Here is a 25,408-nt window from a genome sequence, read left to right as displayed (position 1 = left end):
GGGTTATTTTCCGCGCTCTGCCATCAGCAGGTCAATTTCACTTTCGTTAATTCCTACCATGGCTTCGCCTAGATTTTCGGATAGTTCTGCGATTAGTTTCGCGTCCCTAAAGTTAGTTACCGCTTTGACGATGGCGCTGGCACGTTTGGCAGGATTTCCGGACTTGAAAATTCCCGAACCTACGAATACGCCCTCGGCTCCAAGCTGCATCATCAAGGCTGCATCCGCCGGAGTAGCTACTCCGCCAGCCGCGAAGTTTACTACCGGTAGCCGCGAAGAATCGTGTACCTCTTTCAGGAGTGCCAGCGGGACTTCTAGTTGCTTGGCAGCTTCAAAAAGCTCGTCTGTACGTAGGCTGGAGACTCGGCGAATTTCGGCGTTCATGGCGCGCATATGGGTAACTGCCTGTACTATGTCGCCGGTTCCCGGTTCACCCTTGGTGCGAATCATAGTTGCGCCCTCGCCAATGCGTCGCAACGCTTCACCCAGGTTGCGTGCCCCACACACGAAAGGTACTTTGAACTGGGTTTTATCGATGTGGTAAACATCGTCGGCCGGAGAAAGAACTTCTGACTCATCGATGTAGTCGATTTCGATGGCCTCCAAAAGCTGAGCTTCCACAAAATGTCCAATTCGGCATTTCGCCATAACTGGAATCGAAACTGCCTCCTGAATGCCTTTGATCATTGCTGGGTCGCTCATCCGGGATACCCCGCCTGCGGCACGAATATCGGCGGGGATGCGTTCTAGAGCCATAACGGCGGCCGCTCCCGCGTCCTCGGCAATCCGTGCCTGTTCCGGGGTAGTGACGTCCATTATTACGCCGCCTTTTAGCATTTGCGCGAGCTGGCGGTTAAGTGCCACCCGCTCTTTGAGGTCGTTCGATTCCTGGACAGTAGTTGCGTTAGCGGTTTCCATTTCCGTTCCTTCTTTCTATGCCTAGCCTTCTGGGTTTGCGGAGCAAAGTAGTGCCGCCACCCTCTAGGCATCTACTTTACAAACTAACTTGGGGTAATAGTTATTTTTTTGGCAAAGAGGGCTCTGGGGGTAAATGTGTAGGCCGCAGCTATTTTTTGCGCGTGCAAAACAGCAGAGAAAGCTACCTTGACTCCCTAGCTTAACGCGTGTTAAATAAAGGTGGACGGGATTTGGTGAATGCCAAGTTCGCAAAAGGGAATCTCGGAAAAGCCTCGACATAACGAAACGTTTCGGCTAGACTGAGGGTACCCAATAAAGATAAGCGGAGCGAAGAGGCTGCTGCCTGCGGGGAAGCCTCGGAAACCGCCCTGATAAATATAGTCACCCCCAAAAATAGAAGGAATGGATTATGGTCAAGATCGCCCTCGACCCCAATATGTATTACTGGTTTATGCCGGTTTCCCAAACCTTGCATAAAGCTCGGGAACTGGGTTTTGATTACGTAGAACTTTCACCAACGGCAGATTTTCACTTCTGGCATCATTACCCCAAAGCTGACGATGCTTACATCGCAGAGCTTAACAAGGCACAGAAGGAATCCGGGGTTAAAATTGCCACTTTGAACCCGGTGTTTAACTGGTCGTGTGTAGACGAGGAAGAACGGCAAGCTCAAGTGCATAACTGGCGTCGGTTGCTGGAGATTGCAGATCAGTTAGATGTACGTGAGATTGTTTCTGAATTTTCTGGGGATCCCAACACCCCGCGGCGCTGCGAACATCAGTGGTACAAGTCCATCGAAGAACTCACTCCCGATTTTGAAAAATATGGGATTCAGCTACATATGGAAGCGCATCCCTATGACTTCGTGGAGATGCAAGATCCTGCCATCAACTTGATTCGCGGCGTAAATAAGCCCTGGATCGGGTATGAATACTGCGCTCCGCATACTTTCCACCTCTCAGACGGTAAGGGCGATGTTGAACGAATGCTGCGCTCCGCGGGAGATCTCCTCAAAGAAGTACATATCGCCGATGTGTTTAACCACAAAGCCTTCGATGGGAATCGTTATGTAATTAATCCTCCGGGGGTCGATGCGCGGGTGCATCAGCATAACGAGATTGGCATGGGTGAAGTTCCCTGGGATGAGCTGTTTAGCACCTTGCGGGATATGAACTTCGACGGAGTGTTGTCGCTGTGTGTATTTGGCTGGCATGATCATGCTGATGAGATCAATAAAAAGATGATTGCCCGGGTAAAAAGCGAGTTCGGTCAGTAGCAGTATTTCCGTAAACACGTAAGGAAGATTTTTCGAGGGCGCGGGTGTCCTCGGAAAATCTTCCTTACATAATGGAATACCAGTTTGCAACCCGTGAAAGGGGTAGGTTAATTTATATCTATTGGTGATTATTTGAATAAAGTATGGGCGTACATTAGTCAGTTTTTTAATATTTTGATCGAGTTTGTGTTCCCGGGGTTTGAATCTTCATGATTAGGGGCTATGTAGCGATAGCCTAAGAGCAGCATTATGAAACAAAAATTAACTATCTCCGATGTGGCCAAGGAAGTGGGAGCCGCCATTTCTACGGTGTCTGTTGCATTGTCCGGACGACCCGGAGTTTCGGAAAAGAGACGTGCAGAGATTCAGCGCGCCGCTTTTGAGATGGGGTACCGCCCTGACCGGCAGGCCGCCCTAATTCGCCTCGATCGTAGCTATTTGCTAGGTGTCGTTTTTTATATGGAACAAGAGTTCCAAATTTCGTTAATGGATCCGCTATATCGTTACGCCGATAAAGAGGGCTATCGCTTGGTGGCAGCGGGTTGCGTGGGGCAGCGCAGCGAAATGGATTGCATAGAATCCTTACTGCAAGACCGCTGCGAGGGAATCGTGCTAATAGGAACAAAGCTTCCCGCCGATTATTTAGAGAAAGTTGCTGCCACGATACCGCTAATTACCCTCTGTCAAGAATCTGGTTCCAACAATGTCGATGCGGTAGTATCCGATGACGCCTCCGGGATTGAAGAATGTTTCAAGTATTTACGGAAGCAGGGACTAGACGACATCGTGCATATTTGCGGCGATAATCAGGCTAACGCTCGGGTACGAGAAGCAGCATTTCGGCGTTGCCTTAGGGAATCCGGATTAGAACCTGGCACTGGGGGCGCGAATCGTATCTATCAGGGGGGCCAGAATCCAAGCGACGGGGCGCGGGTGGCCGATCAGATAATGCGTCAGGTAAGCACAGGAGAGAGGGATTTTCCCCGGGCAGTAATGTGCTTTAACGACCTGTGCGCTCAAGGATTCATGATCAGGATGTGGCAAGAAGGCATTAGTATTCCACACCAAATTGAGGTAGCTGGTTTTGACGATACCCCGATTGCTGCTGAATCCTATGTGGAACTAACTACCGTGCGGCAAGATCGCGAAGAACTTGCCAAACTCGCGGTTAAACGCCTGGTAGAGCACGTAGAGTTCTTCCTAGGTGAAGATAACTATGCCAAGAAATGGAATGCCGCCGAAACCCAGGTGGAAACCCGACTGATTGTGCGAAAAACCGCTTAAGACTCGGGCATATGTTCCGACTGAAAACAAAAAGGGGAACTAAATGACAGCCCTTTCGATTCTGGCTCCTCTTAGTGGAGAAGTTATTCCGGTAACAGCGGTTCCAGATCCGGTTTTTTCCCAAAAAATGTTGGGACAGGGAATGGCTATTCGCCCTTTAGTACAGGTGCAGTCAGTGTTGTCTCCGGTTAGTGGAAAAATCATCAAACTATTCAAAACTGGACACGCCTTCGCGCTGGTGGGGGAGGCTAATTCCCTAGAAGTACTGGTGCACGTGGGATTAGATACTGTGGGGCTTAAAGGTGTGGGTTTTCAGCAGCTACTTAGAGAGGGTGATGAGGTTAGAGCCGGACAGCCTGTTGTTAAGGTTGATATCCCGCGCCTGGTAGCTCTCAAGAAAGATCCGATTACCCCAGTGGTTTTTATCGGGCGAAATCAAGTGGCGGCAGTGGACTTTACCCCTGGCACAGTGCAGGCAGGAACCCCACTATGTCAGATCACTTTGCAAGCTAACCGGTAAGGCGAGATTTCAGGAAAACTGAAAGATGTCCTTCAACCAGAAAGGACACTGACCAAATAAAAAAGAGGAGGGTTCGAAGAAAATCTTCGAACCCTCCTCTAATATTTAAACCAACTAGATATTTACCGCAGCTAGGTGAGAAGGATTAAAAACCAGGTAGCACTGCCTTGTTCGGCCATTTCTTTTCAATGAAAGCCTTGACTTCCGGAGAGTGCAGCAAAGCGTCCAGCTTCTTAATCGCTTCCAGCTTTTCGGAGTCCTTCTTCCAAACCAGAATGTTCAGCGAAGGGTTATCCTTGGGGGATTCTAGAACCAAAGCGTCGGAGGGTTTTTTGCCCCCATCTAGAGCAAAGTTACCGTTAATCACCGCGATATCCAGGTCAGCTAGGGAGCGCACCAACTGGGGACCTTCCACCTCAGACAGGTCGAAGCCACGCGGATTGTATTCTTTAGACTTGGCGATTACCGACACTAAATGTTGATTTTCATCCTTTGGCAATTTAATCAAACCATTATCAGCCAGTAGCTTCAGACCGCGCTTCTGGTTAGTTTCATCGGTGATGACCCCAATCTTGGCGCCATCTTTGAGATCCTTAATATCCTTGAGCTTTTCGGAATAAATTCCCACTGGCTCCAAGTGGATTCCCTTACCATGATCGAAGTGCCAGTTGTTCTTAGCGGTCTTCTCATCGAAGTAGGGAACCGTCTGATAATAGTTGGCATCCAGATCCCCAGAGTTCAAGGCTTCATTCGGCAGGACGTAGTCGGTGTACTCTTTGACTTCCAACTCGATGCCCTGCTTTTTAGCTAAGTTATCGGCCACGTAACGCAGGATCTCCGCATGAGGCGTAGGAGAGGCTCCCACAATTAGCTTGTTGGTGTCAGCAGCGGAGTTACCACCGCAAGCAGCCAGACTTAGGGCCAGACCAGCAGCTCCAGCTGCGGCTACAATTTTCTTCCAAGTTTTCATTTTCATTTCCTTTTAAATGGTTGTTTTTTAGGTAGTTTACAAAGTTTTATTACCCGTCCTCGCCTGCGTCTATCAAGCGGACGAGGCCGGAAGTTTCCCCAGCTGCCTAGCGTGGTGCCAGGGAGGAAAAAGGTTAAATCTTAAACCGCTAGGTTTAGCGGTGAAGGTCTCCGACTGGTTTTCCCTTAGCGGTGATCGACCAGCCGGCTAAGCATGTCGCCTACCCACTGCACGATGACAACAATCAGCAAGATATCGATAACGACGATTAGCATCACGTCACCCATAAAGCGGGTGTAACCATAGTTCATGGCTAGAGCGCCCAGGCCGCCGGTACCTAAAGTACCTGCCATCGCACCATAACCAATCAAAGAGATTAAGGTGACGGTAACCGACTGGATTAAAGAAGGAAGTGCCTCGCGAACCTGTACTCCCAACATGATTTGCCAGTTGGAGGCTCCCGCCATTTTTGCGGCTTCTAGTTTGCCACTTTCTACGCCTTGCACATTAGATTCCACCAGGCGAGCAAAGAAAGGAGCAGCTGCCAGAGTTAGTGGCACTACCGCCGCTTTCCACCCTAAAGAGGTGCCTACCAGCAGACGAGTGAAGGGAATAATTGAAATCATCAAAATGACGAAGGGCAGCGAGCGGCCTACGTTCACGATGAGTCCCAACACCGAGTAGATAACTCGCGCGACCTTAGAAGCTGACAGTAGTCCTGCAGGGGCGGTAGCAACTAGCAGTAAACCGATTGGCAGCCCCAGTAGAATCGAGAAAAATCCCGACCAAAACGACATATAAATCGTCTCTAAAGTGGCTTCTAGTAGGTTGTTGGAAATTACTGGATTGGAAAACCACTTGCCGGAACCATCTGCAGCCAAGGGCATCAGGGTCACAACCTGTGAGGTAGTAGCGATAAGACTCATGCTCGCACCTCCGTATAGATGTGATGATTTTCCAGTTCCTGAAGAAAGCCTTCCAGTTCCGTGGTTTTTACCCCCAGAGCTAAGCGGCCGACCTGCGTGGTTCCCACGGTTTCAAAAGTTCCGGCCACAATGTCGCCACCCAACTTGGCGACCAAATCCATAACTTTAGATCCGGTGGGTACGCCTGGTGAGGAAGTGAAAGCAATATCCACTACCGAGGCAGGCTGACCGTCTAAAGTTACTTCATCATCAACATTGGGGGGCGGAACCAAGTCTTTTGCGAGGCGGGAGGAAGGATCCTTGACTACCTCTTCCACCGAACCCGTCTGTATAATCTTTCCGCCTTCCAGCAAAGTAACGTGGGTGCAAATCTCGCGAACTACGCTCATCTCGTGGGTAATAATCACCACGGTGACGCCCAGACGGTCATGCACGTCTTTAATTAAATGCAGGATCTGCTGAGTGGATTCGGTATCCAAAGCGCTGGTAGGTTCGTCGCACAGTAATACTTGCGGCTCATCGGCAAGTGCCCGGGCTACCCCTATTCGCTGTTGTTGCCCCCCGGAAAGCTGAGAAGGGTAAGAGGAACCCCGGTCATGTAGTCCCACTAAATCTAATAGCTTTTGGACTCGGTCATGACGTTCCCCGCGTTTTTCTCCTGCCAAGTACAACGGATAGGCAATATTGCCAGCAGCGGTACGTGAATCCAGCAGGTTAGCTGCCTGAAACACCATCCCGATAGAACGGCGTGCCTGGCGTAAATGCTTTTCAGAAAGGGTTGAAAGATTTTGTCCCGCCACCAGGATTTCCCCCGAAGTGGGATGCTCCAAGGCGGTTAGGCAACGAATCAGCGTAGATTTTCCAGCTCCCGATTGCCCCACAATTCCATGGATTTCCCCGGCTCCAATCTTTAGGGAAATGCCGTCGAGGGCGTGCAGTTTCTCCTGTTTCTTACGGGGATAAATTTTATAGACGTCCCGCAGCTCAATTAGCGAATTTTCCGCTTTAGCGTTGCTCATTAGTTCCTTCCCATCGGTCCTGGCATTAGCACCGTCTTATCGGTTGCTGCAGCGCGCGAGCCAGGTCTCTGCGCTGCTCTTGATGGCTACGTTTAGATTAAAGCCTCGAGAAGTAAAACGCCAAATTTTGAGACGGCTTGTAGTTGCTCTCACGTTTTAGTTAGCATAGGGGCATGGAAGAAACAGCGATCAAATCGATTCAGTGGTGGTGGCTCGCCTAGGCGGGTCCTTTCTTTCAGGCATTCATAGAACCCGCCCAATGGCGGGTATTTTTTTGTCTCCCGCCAGCGGAAACTATTAAAAATAAGTGATATTTCATCGAGGAGCAAAAGATGACTGATAACCCCAAAATCCAGCCTTTAGGATTTCCAATCGATAACCATATTCCGTCTCGCTGGTACAACCTGGCCGCTGATTTCCCGGAACCGATGCCTCCCTATCTGAATCCTCAAACTCGGGAGCCAATCACCGCGAAAGAGCTCGAACCGTTGTTCGCTCCCGGGCTTATTGAAATAGAGATGAGCAAGGAACGGTATATCGATATTCCCCAACGGGTTCGCGAACTATACGCCAATTTTCGTCCCGCGCCTCTTTATCGAGCACACAATCTAGAGCAAAAATTAGGTACTAAATGTCGTATTTACTACAAATACGAAGGTAATTCTCCGGCAGGTTCCCATAAGCCAAACTCGGCTTTAGCGCAGGCCTATTACAATGGCGCGGCCGGGATTAAACGGTTAACCACGGAGACTGGTGCCGGGCAGTGGGGTGCTTCCCTGGCGATGGCCTGTTCCATGTTGGGAATGGAATGCGAAGTATGGCAGGTGCGTTCCTCCTATGATCAAAAGCCCTATCGGCGGATGCAAATGGAGACTTATGGTGCAAAATGTTGGAGTTCGCCCTCCGATCGCACCGAGGCAGGTCGCCGCATGCAAGCCGAAGACCCTGAAACTTCCGGGTCTTTAGGGATGGCGATTTCGGAGGCAGTAGAATCTGCAGTTTCAGATCCGCAGGCTCACTACGCTTTGGGATCGGTCCTGAATCAGGTGATTATCCACCAGACGGTGATCGGCCTGGAATCACAAGCTCAACTGGCTAAAGCTGGCGAGTCCGATGTGGACTTTATTTTTGGTTGCGCCGGGGGAGGCTCTAACTTGGGTGGTTTGGCAACTCCCTTTATCGGTGAGAATCTGCGTGAAGGTAAAAATGCGCGGGTAGTAGCGTGCGAACCGGCCGCCTGCCCCTCGCTGACGCAGGGTGAATACCGCTATGACTTTGGGGATATGTCGGGGCTAACGCCTTTAATGAAGATGTACACCCTGGGGCACGAGTTCGTACCTGATCCGATTCACGCTGGTGGCTTGCGATATCACGGGATGGCGCCAATGGTTTCACACGCCTATCACCTGGGGTTGATGGAGGCACGGGCCTATCCGCAAGAACAAACCTTTGCCGCCGGAATAGAGTTTGCGCGTGCTGAGGGGATTATTCCCGCCCCCGAATCGACTCATGCGATAGCTGGGGCGCTGGACTTTATTCGCTCGGGTGAGGTTCATGATGGACAGGTAGTCTTGATTGGAGTATCAGGTAACGGGGTACTGGATCTGGCGGCCTACCACCAGGTGCTAAACAAGTAGCCGAGTAGCTGAAACTACCGCAGCGGCGGCGAGGATAACCTCGCCGCCGCTTTTTATCTACGTTAGCAGGGAATATGCCGGTCTAAGGTAATGTTTGGTGCGGGATGGCAGTCAGCTACCCGCGCACAACCGTTGCTATAGTTTGTAAAATAATCTGAAAATCACCTAGTAAAGACCGTGAACGCACATAATCGGCATACATTTTGGTCTTCTTAGGAATCAATACCTGGGTGTAGTAGCGTTCCGGGTCAGCAGCACTAGCTAACTCGTCGGCCTCATTACGATAAGCAATCGACGCCGGATCAGTGATTCCGGGGCGCACAGAAAGAATCAGTGCTTTCCGGTCTTGTGGCCACTGCTCCACATATTCGGGTACCTCCGGACGGGGCCCCACCAGCGACATTGAGCCTTGAGCAACATCTATAAGTTGCGCTAACTCGTCAATCTTAGTTTTTCTCAGAACCCGCCCCACCCTAGTTACTCGCGGATCGCCACTGGCAGAGATATTTTTCTTCGGTTTTTCATTGCGCATAGTGCGAAATTTATGGATCCGGAAGGGAACCCCGAAGCGTCCTATCCTTTCTTGCCGGAAAAATACCGGACCGGGGGAATCAAGGTTGATGGCCAGCGCGGTCACCGCAAATAAGGGGCTGAGCAATATAAGTGCCACTGCTGAAATAGCGCGGTCAATAACCTCTTTAGTGTCCACAGATTTTTTCCTTGCGTCTGCCGGAAACATTATTTCGTCATCCTAGACAAAATTTCTTTAGCGGTTTCCTGCACGTATTCTACCTGCTTATCGTCTAATACCGTGTTTAGAGGTAGCGTGACCTCGTGACAGTACGCCTCGTAGGCATTCGGGAAATCTGCAATCTTGAACCCGAGGTCACGATAGGCGGTCAGCATTGGCAGCGGCTTGTAATGCACATTGCACGAGATCCCTCGGTTAAACATTTCTTCAATGAACTGGTTACGTTCCGCCAGCCCTAGGGTATCTAGAGAAAGTAAATAGAGGTGGCCGGAACTATTCCAGCTGCGCCCTTGAGCATCAGTGCCGCTGTGAGCCAGCGCCGTGACCGGCAGATCGGCCAGTGCCTGGGTATAGGAATCAATAATCTGGTGGCGGCGCGCTATTGTCTGCGGATAGCGCTGCAGCTGTGAATATCCCAAAGCAGCCAGAGTGTCGGGCATATTCTCTTTATAGCCAGGGAAAAGAACGTCGTATTCCCAACCTGCCGTATTGGTTTTTTCTAAAGCCGATTTGGACTGTCCATGCAAAGTGTTGAGTTTGACGAAGTGCTCTACTTGATCGGACAGCGGGTTTTCTGCACGCCAAGTCAGAGCGCCGCCCTCGGCAGTAGTTAGATTCTTGACTGCGTGGAAAGAAAAAGCGGTGAAGTCGCCGGCTTGTCCCGAATGCATCCCATATCCGGTAGCTCCCAGAGAATGTGCGCCATCAATAATCAGCGCGATGCGCCCTAAAGTTTCTTGGAGGGCGTTACCTGGGTGGAAAAGCGGCTGGGTATCGTTAATCACTTCATAAATTGGTGCGGTGTCAACCATTCGCCCTGCTAAATCCACAAGGATAATCGCTTTTGTATTCTGGGTGATAGCCGCCCGAATGCGCTGAGCGGAGGTAAAGTAGTCGCCAGCTTCCACATCTACCATCACGATTTTTGCCCCTACGTGGGCAACCACAGAGGCCGAGGCGGTATAGGTGTAGGCGGGAACGATTACCTCATCGCCGGGGCCAATCCCCAAAAACCGCAGGGCATTCTTAAGCCCAGCAGTAGCCGAGTTAAGCAGCATAGTACCGGCAGTACCTGAAAACTCTGTGAGTGCCTGACGGAACTTTTCTCCCACCGGACCAGAAGTAATCCAACCTGAGCGCAGCACCTTTACTACTGCCTCAATATCTTGTTCCCTAATGTCAGGAGGAGAAAATGGTACTTTCATTTTTAGCCTTTCGGTCAGCAAGCAATCCTGGCGCCATTATCTCACTAATATGTTTGTTCCTTTACCTGCGGCCTGGTCTTTAGGAAGTTAATGAGTAAACGCTAGAATGGCTCTAGGTTTTATGAATAGGCAGAAAAGAGGATACGTGTTTATTCCTACATGGCTGCGACGCGGTATTTTACTGGCGACAGATATTCTCAGTTGGGTTCTGGCGATAGTTATTATTTCTTGGCTCAGGTTTGATTTCACTTTGAGCGCTCTTGACCAACAAGCGATTGTCACTTTCGCAGTGGTCGCGGTGGCGTTACAAACGATTGCCGGTTTGGTTTCTAAGCACTATATGAACCGGTATTGGATTGCCTCATTCGAAGAGGTAGTCAGCTTAGGGGTCATCGTAGTGGCAGCAGCACTGGCCGGTGCGCTATTTACTCTGGTGTATCCCGGTCGGTTTGTCAGTATTGTGGTGGCGGTAGCCAGCCCGGCTTTAGGTCTATTAATTATGAGCAGTGCGCGAGTTTTTTGGCGACTTGTCAAAAAGGCACGCAGGAACGGGGCTGAGGATCCGGAACCGGTGATTATTATCGGCGCCGGGATCGCTGGGGAACAGCTAATTAATCAGATGCAGGTAGATTCTCAATCTCCCTATAGGCCGGTGGCTTTGATAGATGATGCTTCCGCTAAACGAAATTTGCGGCTGCGGGGGGTTCCAGTTCGGGGCAAACGGCAGGATTTAGCGGAGGTAGCGAAAAAACTAGGGGTAACTACCGCGATTTTCTCTATAAATGCTGAGCATCCCGATCAAGCAGATTCCAGTGTGAAGTTGCGGGATGTTAAAAGTGCTTACTCGCAGCTGGCGAAAGATGCCGGTTTGAAACTGCTGGTAGCTCCGCAAGTAGGGGAGATGCTGGATGGGAAAGTTGATTTAAGTAATATTCGCCAGATGAACGTGACTGACCTTTTGGGGCGGCGAGAAATCAAGACTAACCTAAAGCAAATTGCCAGCTATGTGACAGGTAAACGGGTGCTGGTAACTGGCGCGGGGGGCTCTATTGGTTCCGAGATCTGCCGTCAGGTGAAAGCCTTGAATCCGGCAGAATTGGTGCTGCTAGACCGGGACGAATCCGAGCTGCATGCCATGCAACTGGATCTTTATGGCTCTGGAATGTTGGATACCCCCGATTTCGCTCTCTGCGATATTCGGGATAGAGAGGCGCTACGCGCGATTTTTGAGGCTCATCATCCGGAAGTTATTTTCCATACCGCCGCGCTAAAGCATTTACCAATGCTGGAGCAATACCCGGACGAGGGCTGGAAAACCAATGTTTTGGGATCTAAGAATGTGGTAGAGCTAGCCGTGGAGTACGGGGTTACTAATCTGGTAAATATCTCTACCGATAAAGCTGCAGAACCTACCACGGTGCTGGGGCGTTCTAAGCGCATGGCGGAGCGGATAGTGGCGCACTATTCTCAGCAGGTAGCCGATAAGGGGTGGCGTTACGTTAGCGTGCGGTTTGGTAACGTTTTAGGTTCACGTGGCTCGGTGCTATGGACTTTCACCTCCCAAATTGAGCATGGCGGACCGATCACTATTACTCACCCAGATGTAGAACGTTTCTTTATGACGATTCCGGAAGCGTGCGCCTTGGTGATTCAAGCGGGAGCCATTGGCAGGCCCGGTGAGGTACTGGTGCTAGATATGGGCGAGCCGGTAAAAATCATCGACGTGGCAAGGCGCATGATTGAAATGAGTGGCAAGGATATTGAAATCAAGATTACGGGCATGCGTCCTGGGGAAAAGCTATCCGAAGTCTTGCATTTTGAGGCTGAAAAAGACGAGCGGCCCTTCCATCCCTTGATTTCGCATACCACTGTCCCTGAAATCTCTCCAGAAGCCTTAATGACAGAGCATGATTTTGTGACCGCAAAAGATCAGGTGCTGTACTAATAGTTGCTGCTAGCAGAAGATTAATATAGGTAAATTTATTTACTTGATTTAGTGGAGTATTTTACGGGCTGGAATCGGGAATCAAAATTAATGGAAACGACTGAGGAGGATGGCAAGGTGAAAAATTTGGGGGCAGCTAAGACACGTCCAGTGAGTGCCGACGAACTGCACAAGATGCAACAAAAGTCTTGGGAGATTTACCAGTATTTTGCAGATTTTTGCGACCAACGAGGGTTGCGCTTTTATGGTTGCGGAGGTTGCGTAATCGGCGCGGCTCGCGATGGGAAATTTATTCCCTGGGATGACGATGTAGATGTTTATATGCCCCGCCATGATTACGAGCGTCTTGCGAGGCTTTGGAACCGAGAGGCCGATACCGAGCGTTTTAGCTATGTTCGTACCAGTGCTAAAACTCATACCGGGGATGTAATGGCAAAAATATGTGACAACTTCACCACTCTGGTTACCCCTTATCAAATTGATAAAAAAATTCCTCAGGGGTTGACCATCGATATTTTTCCATTAGACGGAGCGCCAAAGCCAAAGAGTTTCGCGTGGTGGTGGCAGATGCTGATGGGACTCATTTTCAATCTTTACAATGTGGCCGAGGTGCCGAAGAACCACGGCAAAGTAGTGGCACTGGTGGCGAAGGTTGCGTTAGCACTAGTTCCGCATCCCCGCTGGCGATATAAACTTTGGCGGGCTTGCGAGAAACAAATTAGCAAGTGGGATTATGATCGGCAAGAATGGTCCGCAACGATTTGCGACGGCCCAAAGCTAATGTTTACCCCGTTCAAGCGTAAATGGTTTGGAAAGGGAATCGATATGCCACTGGAGGTGGTGGGAACACCACAGCAGTACCGGATGCCCGATGACTATGATACCTATTTGCGCGCCGAGTACGGTGACGGATACCTGACCCCGCCTCCTGCAGACGAGCAGCAGCCCAAGCATGAAGTTTATTTCATGGATTTGGATACCCCCTATCAGAAATACATGACCAACGGACGTTTCGATCCTCGAAAAGCAGGAATGAGCGACTAAAAGAAACGATTAAAATGCAGTGTGACAGCAGCGAAGCGTTGGTTTCTGTGGTGATCCCGGTTTATAACGTAGAAAAATACCTGCATGTCTGTCTGGATTCCGTGCTAGCGCAGAGTTACACAAATTTGCAGGTTATCCTGGTAAACGACGGTTCTTGTGATGCTTCCCTAGCAATAGCTGAAAGTTACAATGACTCTCGCCTAGAGGTATTCAGCAAATCCAATGGTGGTCTTTCTAGTGCGCGTAATTATGGTTTAGCGCGGGCACGGGGGGATTATCTTTGCTTCGTTGATTCCGATGATGCCCTACATCCGGATTTTGTGCGGTTACTTTTGGATGGGATTCTGCAGACGCAAGCTGATTTAGCCGTCTGTGGTTTGGCTAGGTTTTCGTGCGATAGTGAGCTACCCACTATGAATGAAGTAGTTAACGGAGCGGAGTTTCACCTATATTCCCAGGAAAAAGCAATAACGGAACTTTATGGGGGCGGGTTTTTACAGCAATTTACGGTGGCAGTATCTAAACTGTATCCACGGCAAATCTATAAAAATCTACGTTTCCCTGAAGGGCGTCTTCACGAGGACGTAGCAGTAGCGCTTCCGGTGTTGTTGCAGGCTCAGCGGGTTGCGCTTACCACTTCACTGCTTTATCACTATCGTTGTAACGAGTCCTCAATAATGACTACTCCCTCCTGGAAACATGTTGACGGAATTGATTTTTATGAAGAACACTATAGGTTGTTGAGCGGCCTGCACATGCCGCAAGCTAAACTCGCGCTCCTCGCTGCGTTTAAAGCCGGGATTAATTGTCTTACAGAATATTCTGCTAATCCCAGTTATCGCCAAGATCCCCGCTACCGTTCGTTGCAGAAACGAGTAGAGAAACTTGCCAAACGGATACCTATAAAAGGACTGCGGAAAATAGATGCTGCTACAGTAGTGACGGCGCGCATAAGTATCGCGGTAGCGACGTTTATTTATGGAATCGCCTTGCGCCTAAAGTAACTAGCTGGGTTGACAGGATTACTGCCCACCTTTTGTTTTCTTCCAGTACTTGGCTACCGCAGCCACCCGGTAGATAAGAATAATCATCTCGGTACAGAAAGTTAGCACTACTACCGAGTAGATGTTTAGGAAACCGAGGAGGAAAGTAATACAGAGGGCAAGAACATGGAAAATGGAAGCCACGATCACCGATTGATTTACTGCTTTTGCGCCCCCCAGGGGACTGAGGGTAGGGAATCCCAGAAGGTAGACCGGCAAAGTAATAAATAGGATAAGCATCATCAGGCGCAATACTTTTCCAGCATCACGGAACTGCGCCCCGAAGAACCAAGAGCACATCGGCTCGGCAATAATTGCAATCACTATGCAGCCCAGCGCCACCACTGGCATTAAGGAGAGCAATATTTTCTTTAGGAGTTTAAAGTCGCGGTTGCGCACCATGTAGGGGTAAAGACTGTCGGATATTGGCCCCATGGTTTGTTTCATTACCCCCAGCAGTTTGTCGGCGGCGCTATAGACGCCGATGGGGATGCTGGCTACCGGGTAGACGAAGCCAAGAAGGAAAATATTGGTAGCGGTATAGATGGTGCTGGCAACTCGGGATAAGAAAAACCAAGTAGATTCTTTTAGAATTTGCCAGGCGAATCCGAGACCGGGCCAGCGCATTTTATATCCGAGTTTAAAAATCATGTGTCCGTAGACGTATCCGGCGGCGAGGAAGTTGCCTCCCAAATTTAGGGCAGGAACCATCCAGTAGTCATCCGGTTCGTGCATAAAGACAAAAATGCCGATGGTGAAGAGGGCGCGTAAGAAAACTGAGGTGATGGTGATGGTTTGCATTTCTTCGATACCGCGGTAGAAGAAATCAAGCATAAAACTTGCCGAGGAAACCGAGAGGAAACATAGCAGGTAGAACCAGGGGTCCGAACTCATCTTCGGCCAGAAAAACGCCATGGGGGCGAGGACTGCCAGACTGAGGAGGGTAAGTAGTATTTTATCTATGGTTACCGCACCTACCACCTTTTCGACATAGGTTTTATCATTGCGATTTCCCGCGATTGAGGCAGTAGCCGAGAGTAAAAACCCAAACTCGATAAAGACGCTGAAGTATGCCATCACTGCCATTGCCCACCCGATTTTTCCGTAGAGTTCGGCGCCCAACACTCGCGTTTGATAGGGGACAGTGATGAAGGAAAAGAAATATCCGGAGAACACTAAGATATAGAGGAAAAGCGTATTCTTAAGTAACCTTTTCTTATTGGTTTTTCCAGTATCCTTAGTACCGGTATCGTTATTAGTCGTAACGCCAGAATCGGTAGTTTTAGGTTCGGAGCTCGCAGTGGCAGAAACGTCGCTAAAAACATTATCGCCGCTGGGAACTGGCTTAGCACCTTTGGGAGTGTCTTTTTTTTCTATCTCCACGCTTCTCCTTAGGATTCGCTGCAAAAGACCCAATGTCTATAAGTAATGAATGGTAAAACAATATCTAGTAGCGGACAAACTACCCCAGGGTTAAGTATTGTTACCTCCGTAATCAGATAGCAACTAGGTTTCTTAGGGGAGATCCTGGTTTTTCATTTCTGCCTTCTTCCCTAAAATCTGTTCCAGGTAGGGAGGGAGTCAGTGTCCCCGACCTAGAATTTTTCGAATCACGGTTTCTGCATAGGAAAGTGTAAGTAAACCGAGAAAGGAATGACGTTTAGCTAAGGCGGCATATAGGCGGTAACGGATTCCGCTTTGCTTCAGATAAGGATTCTTTGCCCAGCTAGGATAGTCCACGGCGAACCGTAAGAATAGTTTTCGTGCCTGGCTGCGGGTTACTTTTAAGGGATAGAACTTCATCGCGCAGGAAATGATTACTTCGACAATGTAGACGTATTCAATTTCTTGAGGATGCCTGCCCGTAGTAAGTTTACGAATCTGCTCGAAGGCTTGAAAAGATGCTTCCAGGGAAGAGTTAGAGTCATCAGTTACCAAAGAACCTGCGTGAATCTGATAGCGGTAAAGACTCTCTGGCAAGTAAGCAACTTTATCTGCCCAGGCCAGTGCGGTTTTAGTAAGTACTGTATCTTCATGTCGAACGCCGGTTCCAAAGCCTAGGTTGTGCTCACGCACAAAATCGCGGCGATAGACTTTCCCGCAGGTTCCCCCCCGGGCAAAAGCCAGCGCATAGTCAGTACTCACGTAATCAAGCTGTGCTGGGGGTTCGGGAAGAACGGTATAATCGTGTGCTTTCCCCTCATCGATAATGCTGAAGTCAAAAAGTAATACATCGCAAGGTTTTTTAGTTACCGCATCAGCAAGTTTTTCCAGGGCGCCAGGGGCGAATTCATCGTCGGAATCTAGAAATACGAGGTAGTTGCCACTGGCGGCAGAGATTCCGGCATTGCGTGCCCCTCCAGGTCCCAGGTTTTCAGCCAGGGTCACTAGCTGCCAGTTATTTCGAGCCGAGACCTTAGCTAGCAGAGCCTGATCTTCTGAGCGGGAGGCGTCATCAACAATAATTACTTCAACTTTAGTTCCGGCTTCTTCCCGGGGGACTGTCTGACTGCATAATGTTTTTTCCAGACGCGGTAAGAATTCTGCCGAATTATAAAAAGGAACGATTACGCTTAACCTCATATTGTCAGTATCTCATAGGAAATGCTCTCTGCTTTGAAGCGAAAACCTTTCTCTGCGGTAAACTCAACTTGTCTTTAATAAGTTAAGTGGAAACTTATCTACCGGAGTGAGAATGTGAACGAATCATTAGCGAATAATGGAGTCGCGCCGCAGGTAAAACCGGGGAGGAGTGCAGCTTTCCGTAGTGTCCTTTTTAACCCGGTGCATTGTGTGAGTTCCTACTTAGTTTATTTGTTGTTACGGCAAATTGCGGTTTTAGGGGATTTTTTAGGTTCCCTCCAGTATCCACTTGTGCTCTGGGCGTATGGCTTGATTGGCTATTTTCTATTAAAGGATCGAGCCTTTTTTAAAGCCCCTTGGATAAAAGTTTTGATGCTGTTGTTGCCGGCTGCTCTAATCACTTTAGCTGTCAACTATGCGGTAAACCCGGTAACTCAAATAAAATCGGCAATGCTGCTCGCAGTATCAGTGCTATTGGTATATCCCCTGGGCGCCTATATAGCGCACAGTTCTAAACCCCATAGGGAGCTTGCCAAGGTATTGCTGCCCGCCCAAATAATTACCGGATTACAGGCGCTAACTTCGGTTGCGATGATTGCTGTAGGCTTTACTTTCCTGGATAAATTAGCGGGTGCTACTCGTCATCTCGGAGCACAATCTTTCACCTATGAGTCCGGAAATAGGGTATTTATTGTTTTCGGTATGAACGTGGATTCGAATCACGCTGCACTCTTTGGGATAGTGAGTATTTTTGTTACCACCTGGGCATTGATTTACCGGGAAAAGATCTTCCTTACCGCGTGCGGTAAAAAAAGATACCAGAATTTGTATTGGATAAATCTGGTTCTGCTAATCATTGCCACTGCTGGATGTAATTCACGGGGTGCTCGCTTATCCCTATTAATCACCCTGGCAGTGATCGGTCTTTGCCTATTCGTATTTTATTACCGGCGCAGCGAGTACTTACAAAAGAAATCCAAAGCTCTGCTGGTAGTCTGGGTTATCCTTGTCGGAGGCTTGGGCTATACCGGGGTTAATGCCGCCGTAGACACCTTGATAGAAGGAGAAATCGCCTATTATGCCCAAGCTTTTAAACTAATTCATCCTGATGGATCAAAGAAAACCAGTTCTGATTGGAAGATGGTAGATGACATTAGTATGCTCCGCGTAAATAAAGGAGACTCTACTAAATCAGCACGCGTTTATATCTGGGAAGAAACCCTGGAACTTTGGAAGGGGCATCGAGCCGTTGGTATTGGCCCCTATAACACTGCAGACTACGCGAAAGCAGAACATTTACCGACTGAGCAAAAGATGTTGGAGCGGGGATACTATGTGCATAACTCCTATCTAGATGTTTTAATCAGCTACGGGGCTCTCGGGTTTGGAATCTACGTAGTGTTTTTCTTGGGCTGTCTGGTTAGCTATCTTAAAGCCTTGAAACAGCGTCACCCCGATTGGTCCGATTTCTTCTTGGGGATGGCCTGGTTGACTATTATGAGTGGGGTCATGTTTCTGACTGATTCGTTCTTGGGATTGGATTACTTATTTGGGATTCTGCTGATTATCATGAGTTATCTAATCGTCCGTCCCCAGTCGGAACCGATGCGGATTCCGGTGATTTCTCTGCGGGAAGCAAAACTGGTTTCTGGCAACTAAAACGTATCGAGCAATGAGGTTACCATGAAAGTCTTGCAGGTGATGGCTTCGTGTGCTCGCGTCTCGGGCGTAGCGCAGGCAATGATGAATTACTATCGTCAGATTGCCAAAGAAGTAACCTTTGACTTTCTGGTTTTCTGGGAAAGTGACTCAAATTTTGCGGCAGAAATCGAAAAACTAGGGGGTAGGGTTTTTGTTACCCCAGAACCAGGTCTCAGAAATTTTGCTAGCTATTGGAAAGCTGTCGAGGATTTCTTCCGAGTTCACGCTGGTGAATACGATGCGGTGCAACTTCACGATCTCTATTTGAATCCGGTGGTTTTTACCCTTGCAAAAAAATATGGAGTGAAGGTAAGAATCGCACACAGTCATTCTGAAAAGTATTCTGAGCACCTGTTAGGCGGTTGGCGAAACTGGATACTGTATCGTTCCTTACCTTATCTGGCTACTGACTTTTGGGCAGCTTCGATTGCGGCGGGAAACGCGGCTTTCGGTAAACGCATAACTTCCACTGCTGCATTCGCGGTGATTAATAATGCAATAAATTTGGAGCGTTTCTTGTTTATTCCCGAGCAAAGAACGCAAGTGAGACGGGAGTTTAATGTTCCACCGGAAGCATTTGTGCTTGGGCATATTGGGCGTTTCGTTGAGCCAAAGAACCATGAATTTTTACTCCGGGTTTTTTCAGTGGTAAAACGGTATCGACCCGATGCGTGTCTCCTCTTAGTCGGGGAAGGCGGTTCTCTGCGTCCTGCAGTTGAAGCTCAGGCAAAAAAATTTGGAGTTAAAGATTCTGTGTGTTTTGCGGGTCTTCGTACGGATATAGGTGCAGTTCTGAGTGCTATGGACGCTTTCTGTTTACCCTCTCTTCACGAAGGACTCGGAATAGTTTTGATAGAAGCACAAACCAACGGTCTACCTTGCCTAGTAAGTAACCAGGTGCCGGCGGAAGCTAGAATTCTTCCTAGCTATCGTCAGCAGGGGTTAGGTGACCCGCCGGAGCGTTGGGCGGAAACTATCCTATCCTTGCCGACAAATCGTTTAGAAGGGGCAGATAGGCTCGTCGCCCAGAAGGGTTTCGATATTCGGCAAGCCTCGCAGTTACTTGTAAATCGCTATGAAAAATTGATACTTAAGGAACGCAGTGCTTAAAACTAATGTCAAAACTTACGGATAGTTAAATCCGTTGAACTTTTTAATCTGCGAGAGATTGTCATATCGTGGGTAGTGGCGTCGCGTTATTTGACGTCCTTATTTGTCAGTTAGAAGTTGTTTATAATACCTTTTTGCGGGCAATGCCTGTAGGGAGTGCTGGCAATCTACTTGAGCATCGCGGGAAGCAGCTTACCTCTAGTGCGATTTAAAAACTCTACATAATTAAAATCATCAAGCCACCGGGATAAAGAAAATTTTCTTCTCGTGGTGAAAAGCTTTCCCGGCTGATAACCTGGCAAGTCATATACCGGAAGATGCACAACTTCAGTGCCTGTATCAGTTACCGAATGCTTACTGGTAACTATAACCTTATGGGAATAGGGTGCCTGCCGGAAAAGTTTTGGAATAGGGCTTTTCCCTGTAATAGGCTGGGAACACTCAAAAATTAGGCAAATGTTGTCAAAGTTAATTCGTTTCGAGCGCCCTTCCCATTTTTTCTTAGCAAGTTCAAAGCTGGGGTAATGCTGAAAGTAAAGCTTTATCGCGGGTAGATCCGCAGATTTTGGAGTTAGTAACCCCAGGGGGTAACTGATTCCTTCCTCAAAAATCTCGCGTAGTTTTGCTCCCTGTTGCGGAGAGTACTGAAGGATGTTAGCGGCGTAAGTGAAGAAATCTTCAGTCTGAAACCAAAGGTTCACGGTAGGGGATAGAAACCGTAAACCGCAATCATGATAGATGACCCCCGCAATACAGTTATTGGAAATAATGGTGACTTCCCGATTCGTGAGCTTCCGGTTTTTATGTAAATGCCAGCGCAGCTGCAGCTTACTTTTCAAGCTGCGCAGGAAATCAAGATTCACCCTCGCGCTCCTGGGATTGTTTCTTTTAGTCCCTCTAATATTCCCTTCCAGGTACCGATGCCATAGGCAATATGGAGGGCGGGAAAAATTAGGGGTAAGCAGCCAGCTTTACTAGTAGGCGGGTTAACTTTTGGAAGCGAAGCAGCGCTCAAAGCCAGGTCAGCCGTGCCGTAACTGGCAGCTAGCATCCGCAGCGGCAGCTTAACTCCCCGCAGTCGCAGTGCAATTCCCCCGGCAATCGCTAAAACAAAAGCTCCCGGTACCAGGTGATAAACCTCGATACATCCGGGTTGTACGAAAAGAGTCCGTCCTATCCAGTAGCCGTTATTGTATTTCTGTTTAATCATGGCAAACAGTGAAGGGCGGATTATTTGCTCGGAATAGATTCGGGAATCAAAACGAATCTTATAACCCGCCTTACGGATGCGATAGGAGTAGTCGTTATCTTCGGTGCGGGTGAGCTCCTCGTTAAAGGGGCCCACTGCATCAATTACGGATCTGCGATATCCCGGGTGGAATACTGATTTTACGTACTGAGGTGCGTCTGAGCCTGATTTTGACTTACCTCGGTATTTCGCGATCGATGCTCCGAACAAAGATTCTTCAACGGTGTGTAGAACCCGTTGCCAGTCGCTGGCATTTTTTGGAGTAATAGTGGGGCGCGAGCCGCCAACTACCGCTTCACCTTCATGCAAGACCGCTATGGTTTGGCTCAAAAAATTATCTGGAATGCGGGCGTGAGCATCAAGTCGTACCAGTACCTCACCGGTAGCAGCCTCGAGAAATACGTTCCATCCTCTCGGGGCGGTCTTTCCGGGGTTATGGAGTAGCACCACGGATTCAAAGTCGGTTGCTCGCGTGGCAAAGTCCTTCATAATTTGGGGGGTGGAATCGTTAGAACCACTATCTACCAGTACCACCTGGATAAGGTGGTGCGGGTAGTTTTGAGCCATGATGCAAGAGAGCATATCGGGAAGATAATCTTCTTCATTTAACGCAACAATACCCACAGAAATATGGGGGTTACTGAGAGGCTCAAAGGTTTTCATAGTGCTTCCTTGGGTAGGCCGTGGATAAATCAGTGCTGTATATAATATCCGCGTTTATCGCATCTTTTTCGTGACGAGAGTGAGTTTTCCCAAGTGTAGCTGGGGTCAGGGACAATCCAATTTTCGCCGTAATAAAGTTTCATGAAATCCTCGGCGTTTGCTGGTATGGGAACCATCACGCCGGCCAGATCAATATCGCGTTTACCGGTAATCCGGGGGGCGATACTCAAGCTCACCGAATATTCATGTTCCTGACTATAGGAACAATCAGGGAAACGATTAAATAAATAGCATCCGTATCCCTCTGGTTTTTCTTCGAGAACGAAAATATCAAAATTTACCCCGTTACGTTCCCAACTGCATTCCGCGGTCTTTCCCTCCACCGTGTAATCGTGATGGTGTTGATATCCAGCTGCGCAAAGAGCTTTCTTAACTTCTTCAATCCCGACTCCAGGCTTAGGGCATAGATAAAAATCCATATCTAGATCGTGGGATATGAACTGATGGTTACGGAGGGCGCCTAGGCAGGTGCCATAAGCTAAGTACCATTCTGCATCGAGTTTTTGCATCAGAGCTTGGAAGTCGGCCAGTACTTCAGCACCATCGTTTTTGAGGGCGGCATTGGCTAAACGTTCTTCGCGCTGATGCTTGACATCGTATAGATGTTGGTAGAGGTCGCGGGTTAGCCGAGAAGTACGAAGCCAATGCTTCACGCTTGCAATCATGTAGCAACGCCTTTCTTATTTACTGGGCTGTAGAAAGAGTCGACAAGCTCTTACTATTTACTATTGCCTAGTATAACTTTCCGGATCCACGTGCCAGCTACCCCCTTCGTCTACACAGACGAAGGAGTAGTTCCTGTTCCCCGAAGTAACCAGCATCGACACTCCGCGTCCATCGCTAGTCGTGCCATTATTGCGAAATTGCAATTTGGAAAGATTCTTAGCGGGTTCAGGAACCGCTGATTCAGCGTAGGTGCTTTCGCAGTCTTGCCCCAGGGCTTCTAAGCGGTTAACCGTGGAAGTGGGAACGATTTTGCAAAGTGTTTCCGTATCCTTGGAGGCAAAGGCTTTCAGGAAGAGCATGACTGCGCCCTGCGGAGTCTTTTGGTCAGCGTTAACTTTGGAACTGGGCAGAGCCTGAGCGGTGGACTTTGTGGGGGTTGCTTGCGGCTCTGCTTTTGTATTCGTTGTAGCTGAGGCACTGGTACTGGTTTGCCCGCTGTTGGCGGTACCGTCCCTGTTGGACTTCTCCTGCGGCTGGGCGGGGCTGCAGGCGCTTAAAGTAATGGCTGCAATTGCAGCCAAAAATAGCCACTTCTTCACTACAGTTTCCTCTATCTAAAGTTGGTTTAAGGTTGTCAGTTAGCTAGTGCTTTCGTTTGGATAACTTTATTTATAAGAGAGGGGTACCCCGTATTCCTGTATTTTTGCAGCGGTTTCTTTATCGAACACCCCGGTTGGTGCAATTTGCAGCAGGTTCTGAATTCTGATCATTCCTGCCTTGCTACCTACTCCGTAACCTCCGTCGGGGGTGTAAGGAGTCTGGGTGGGGAAGTAGTATTTGAGTATTTTTTGTAGCGCCAACACTTGGGAATTCCATTGCCACTGTCCCAAAGGAGTATTTAGAGCTTGGCCGAGCTCTTCAGGCGGAGCGGAAACGGTAAGTGGTACTCCCAAGTTTCGCAGTTGATCGGCAGTTGCCTTATCTACAATACCGGTTTCCGGTAATCCGAAGTATTTCTGTGCGGCCTTTACTCCGGCTTCGGTCTTCGCTCCGAATCCGCCATCCGGCCAGCAGGGGAAACTTTCCGGGAAATACTTACGCAACCCCTGTTGCAAAGTAGTCACCGCCGAGTTCCACACCCCGTGGTTCAGAGCGGTGGTCGATTTAGCGGAGCTAAACATTGCGGCCTCAATTCCGTTCTTTCGGAGGAGTTCCGTGGTCTTGGCTCCTACGCCACCGTCCGGATAAATTCCATTTGCACGTTGAATTGCTTTAACTGCTGCTTCGGTCTTGGCTCCGAATCCACCGTCCGGTTGGAATTGGGCGTACTGCGGGAATTTCTTGACTAATGCCCGCTGCACCTGCAGAACGTCGTCATTCCAGGCGCCATTCCAAAGGATGCTTCGCAAGTAAATAGGTTTGGGGTCTGCTATTGCCACCAGGGTGATAGGAATACCGGCATCGCGAAGCTGCTGGGCGGTAGCCTCGTCTACAGTTCCGCTTGGGGAAATCCCCTTGGACTTTTGGAATGATTTCACGAAAGCGGTACTCTTGGTGCCATAAATTCCGTCTATACCTGCTGAATACCACTGGGGGAATAATGCTTTCGCCCCTATTTGTAGCGTGGTCACGGTATCGGAGCGTGCTCCCCACCCCAAAGTGCTGTAATAGCTATGCGGGGTGAATACATACACCGGGAATCCTTTTCGCAGCAGGGTGTAGGAGGTCTCTTGGTTAACCACCCCGCTGGGATAAATACCGTTCTCACTTTGGAATTGCTTCACAATCCCTTCGGTCTTAGCCCCGTATCCCCCGTCAGGAGTAAAGAGCGGATAACTGGGTACCGCCAAAAGCATGGCTGCTTGCAGTTTCTTTATTGTGTCGTTCCACATGCCGCTCGTGAGGTCAGTGTCGGAAATGACTGGTGATAACGCATTGATTTGTGCTGGGGTTACAGTGCGTTTCGAGGCAGCGCGCGGATTGCCGAACCACAGCTTATAGAGGTAATAGAAATTGCGATTTCCATAAGAACTGCAAGAGTTTCCGGTTCCTAGTCCTGCCTGTAAAGCAGCAGCATTTGGTTGATAGGGTGTGTAGTTGTAGAGACCGGCAGTAGCGGCATTGCGCATGTAGACGTTACTTCCTCCGCAAGCGGAGCTGGGGTTATATCCCACCCATGAGGTTTTTCCGGATCTAAAATTGTAGTAGTTGGGGTATTTCTTATAGATATTGAACTGTTTCGCAGCATGATAAAGCTGATTTCCTACTCCGAAGTACTGAGCATCGCAGGGAGCGGTATCGGGGCAGCCGTATCCTAGGGCGGTTCTAAACGCGTTTGCGCCAGTGCGGGAGTTGTACCAGGCAGGTGAAGTTACTAGACCGTTTTCTTTTTCCAAAGTAACCAGCAATACTTTTGCGGAGATATTGCAAGCTCGAGAAACTCGATAAATCATTTCCGCGGCCGATAGGTTGTTCCCTCCGGTAACTGCAGCAGGACAAGAGCCCGCAGAAAAAGAAGCGAGGTGCCCGCGATAGTTTTTTAAGCATCTGGATCCGTTGCAATACCTTCCCTTGTTGTGGAGGAAGGTTTGAATCTGGGATACATTCATGTTTCCCTGCGTGTAAAAGTTGGAATCAGAGATGATATATCCGGCCTGCCAATCGGCGATTGGAGTCGCTGCTGCCTTCTGAGGTGCAGTTACGGCCGTCAAGCCATTAAAGGTAACAAAGGTGGCAATGAATGCCAAGATCGCTAAAGTACGTTTGCCAATTCTGTTGCTGCAGGTAAACATGTTCTTATTGTTACAGATGTTAACAATGTTGTCTAACTGTGCTGTA

General features: G+C 49.0%; 22 protein-coding genes. 9 read left to right on the top strand and 13 right to left on the bottom strand.

The window, feature by feature from the left end:
• Positions 1–3 precede the first annotated feature (3 nt).
• Positions 4–918, bottom strand: a complete 915-nt coding sequence (gene pdxS, locus EFB02_RS00305; protein ID WP_122819348.1) for a pyridoxal 5'-phosphate synthase lyase subunit PdxS — start codon at positions 916–918, stop codon at positions 4–6.
• A gap of 409 nt (positions 919–1,327) precedes the next feature.
• On the opposite strand from pdxS, the gene EFB02_RS00300 reads away from it, so the two are divergent.
• The 3 genes from EFB02_RS00300 (at position 1,328) to EFB02_RS00290 (ending at position 3,998) form a co-directional block, all read left to right on the top strand.
• Positions 1,328–2,194 carry a sugar phosphate isomerase/epimerase family protein gene (locus EFB02_RS00300; RefSeq protein WP_122819346.1) on the top strand — a complete coding sequence of 289 codons (867 nt, stop codon included), beginning with the start codon at positions 1,328–1,330 and terminating at the stop codon, positions 2,192–2,194.
• A 249-nt stretch (positions 2,195–2,443) separates the two neighbouring features.
• Complete coding sequence (locus EFB02_RS00295; protein ID WP_122819344.1) at positions 2,444–3,478, top strand: LacI family DNA-binding transcriptional regulator; 1,035 nt, start codon at positions 2,444–2,446, stop codon at positions 3,476–3,478.
• 43 nt (positions 3,479–3,521) lie between these two features.
• Positions 3,522–3,998, top strand: coding sequence for a PTS sugar transporter subunit IIA (locus tag EFB02_RS00290; RefSeq protein ID WP_122819342.1), 477 nt, complete (start codon positions 3,522–3,524; stop codon positions 3,996–3,998).
• Between the two features lie 145 nt (positions 3,999–4,143).
• Here the strand turns inward: EFB02_RS00290 and EFB02_RS00285 are convergent, their stop codons facing one another.
• The 3 genes from EFB02_RS00285 to EFB02_RS00275 form a co-directional block, all read right to left on the bottom strand.
• Positions 4,144–4,968, bottom strand: coding sequence for a MetQ/NlpA family ABC transporter substrate-binding protein (locus EFB02_RS00285; RefSeq protein WP_122819340.1), 825 nt, complete (start codon positions 4,966–4,968; stop codon positions 4,144–4,146).
• 185 nt (positions 4,969–5,153) lie between these two features.
• Positions 5,154–5,894: a methionine ABC transporter permease gene (locus EFB02_RS00280; RefSeq protein WP_122819338.1), complete on the bottom strand. Its 741-nt coding sequence runs from the start codon at positions 5,892–5,894 to the stop codon at positions 5,154–5,156.
• The gene (locus tag EFB02_RS00275) at positions 5,891–6,913 is read right to left on the bottom strand and encodes a methionine ABC transporter ATP-binding protein (RefSeq protein ID WP_122819336.1); all 1,023 of its coding nucleotides are present in this window, start codon (positions 6,911–6,913) and stop codon (positions 5,891–5,893) included. Before EFB02_RS00275 ends, EFB02_RS00280 begins: the two co-directional genes overlap by 4 nt.
• A gap of 332 nt (positions 6,914–7,245) precedes the next feature.
• Between EFB02_RS00275 and EFB02_RS00270 the strand changes: the two genes are divergently transcribed.
• On the top strand, positions 7,246–8,550 hold the full coding sequence (locus EFB02_RS00270) for a TrpB-like pyridoxal phosphate-dependent enzyme (RefSeq protein ID WP_122819334.1): 1,305 nt from the start codon (positions 7,246–7,248) through the stop codon (positions 8,548–8,550).
• 115 nt (positions 8,551–8,665) lie between these two features.
• On the opposite strand, the gene EFB02_RS00265 is transcribed toward EFB02_RS00270, so the two are convergent.
• Both EFB02_RS00265 and EFB02_RS00260 read right to left on the bottom strand, forming a co-directional pair.
• Entirely contained in the window at positions 8,666–9,259 is a 594-nt protein-coding gene (locus EFB02_RS00265) for a sugar transferase (RefSeq protein ID WP_234992671.1), read from the bottom strand.
• A gap of 29 nt (positions 9,260–9,288) precedes the next feature.
• On the bottom strand, positions 9,289–10,506 hold the full coding sequence (locus EFB02_RS00260; RefSeq protein WP_122819330.1) for a DegT/DnrJ/EryC1/StrS family aminotransferase: 1,218 nt from the start codon (positions 10,504–10,506) through the stop codon (positions 9,289–9,291).
• 121 nt (positions 10,507–10,627) lie between these two features.
• Here EFB02_RS00260 and EFB02_RS00255 point away from each other — a divergent pair, with 121 nt between their 5' ends.
• The 3 genes from EFB02_RS00255 (at position 10,628) to EFB02_RS00245 (ending at position 14,499) form a co-directional block, all read left to right on the top strand.
• Positions 10,628–12,451: a polysaccharide biosynthesis protein gene (locus tag EFB02_RS00255; protein WP_160115336.1), complete on the top strand. Its 1,824-nt coding sequence runs from the start codon at positions 10,628–10,630 to the stop codon at positions 12,449–12,451.
• A gap of 90 nt (positions 12,452–12,541) precedes the next feature.
• Entirely contained in the window at positions 12,542–13,495 is a 954-nt protein-coding gene (locus tag EFB02_RS00250; protein ID WP_122819326.1) for a LicD family protein, read from the top strand.
• A gap of 14 nt (positions 13,496–13,509) precedes the next feature.
• Positions 13,510–14,499 carry a glycosyltransferase family 2 protein gene (locus EFB02_RS00245; RefSeq protein ID WP_122819324.1) on the top strand — a complete coding sequence of 330 codons (990 nt, stop codon included), beginning with the start codon at positions 13,510–13,512 and terminating at the stop codon, positions 14,497–14,499.
• Positions 14,500–14,517: 18 nt separating this feature from the next.
• Here EFB02_RS00245 and EFB02_RS00240 read toward each other — a convergent pair whose 3' ends face one another.
• Together EFB02_RS00240 and EFB02_RS00235 are read right to left on the bottom strand one after the other, a co-directional pair.
• Positions 14,518–15,921, bottom strand: a complete 1,404-nt coding sequence (locus EFB02_RS00240) for an oligosaccharide flippase family protein (RefSeq protein WP_160115335.1) — start codon at positions 15,919–15,921, stop codon at positions 14,518–14,520.
• Between the two features lie 198 nt (positions 15,922–16,119).
• Positions 16,120–17,121, bottom strand: a complete 1,002-nt coding sequence (locus tag EFB02_RS00235) for a glycosyltransferase family 2 protein (RefSeq protein WP_122819320.1) — start codon at positions 17,119–17,121, stop codon at positions 16,120–16,122.
• Positions 17,122–17,493: 372 nt separating this feature from the next.
• Here EFB02_RS00235 and EFB02_RS00230 point away from each other — a divergent pair, with 372 nt between their 5' ends.
• Both EFB02_RS00230 and EFB02_RS00225 read left to right on the top strand, forming a co-directional pair.
• Complete coding sequence (locus EFB02_RS00230) at positions 17,494–18,780, top strand: O-antigen ligase family protein (RefSeq protein WP_147471005.1); 1,287 nt, start codon at positions 17,494–17,496, stop codon at positions 18,778–18,780.
• A 24-nt stretch (positions 18,781–18,804) separates the two neighbouring features.
• Complete coding sequence (locus EFB02_RS00225; RefSeq protein WP_122819316.1) at positions 18,805–19,932, top strand: glycosyltransferase; 1,128 nt, start codon at positions 18,805–18,807, stop codon at positions 19,930–19,932.
• Positions 19,933–20,099: 167 nt separating this feature from the next.
• Here the strand turns inward: EFB02_RS00225 and EFB02_RS00220 are convergent, their stop codons facing one another.
• The 5 genes from EFB02_RS00220 to EFB02_RS00200 form a co-directional block, all read right to left on the bottom strand.
• Entirely contained in the window at positions 20,100–20,795 is a 696-nt protein-coding gene (locus tag EFB02_RS00220; protein ID WP_160115334.1) for a DUF1919 domain-containing protein, read from the bottom strand.
• Entirely contained in the window at positions 20,792–21,844 is a 1,053-nt protein-coding gene (locus tag EFB02_RS00215; protein WP_122819312.1) for a glycosyltransferase family 2 protein, read from the bottom strand. The genes EFB02_RS00220 and EFB02_RS00215 overlap by 4 nt, the downstream gene beginning before the upstream one ends.
• A gap of 29 nt (positions 21,845–21,873) precedes the next feature.
• On the bottom strand, positions 21,874–22,569 hold the full coding sequence (locus EFB02_RS00210; RefSeq protein ID WP_122819310.1) for a LicD family protein: 696 nt from the start codon (positions 22,567–22,569) through the stop codon (positions 21,874–21,876).
• Between the two features lie 60 nt (positions 22,570–22,629).
• The gene (locus EFB02_RS00205; RefSeq protein ID WP_122819308.1) at positions 22,630–23,169 is read right to left on the bottom strand and encodes a hypothetical protein; all 540 of its coding nucleotides are present in this window, start codon (positions 23,167–23,169) and stop codon (positions 22,630–22,632) included.
• A 66-nt stretch (positions 23,170–23,235) separates the two neighbouring features.
• Positions 23,236–25,362, bottom strand: coding sequence for a peptidoglycan-binding domain-containing protein (locus EFB02_RS00200; protein WP_122819306.1), 2,127 nt, complete (start codon positions 25,360–25,362; stop codon positions 23,236–23,238).
• Positions 25,363–25,408 lie beyond the last annotated feature (46 nt).

Origin of the sequence: Varibaculum vaginae, assembly GCF_900604285.1 — a bacterium.
Lineage (GTDB): Bacteria > Actinomycetota > Actinomycetes > Actinomycetales > Actinomycetaceae > Varibaculum > Varibaculum vaginae.
The sequence above is the reverse complement of the archived record's forward strand: the minus strand, read 5'-3'. Positions and strand labels throughout refer to the sequence as shown.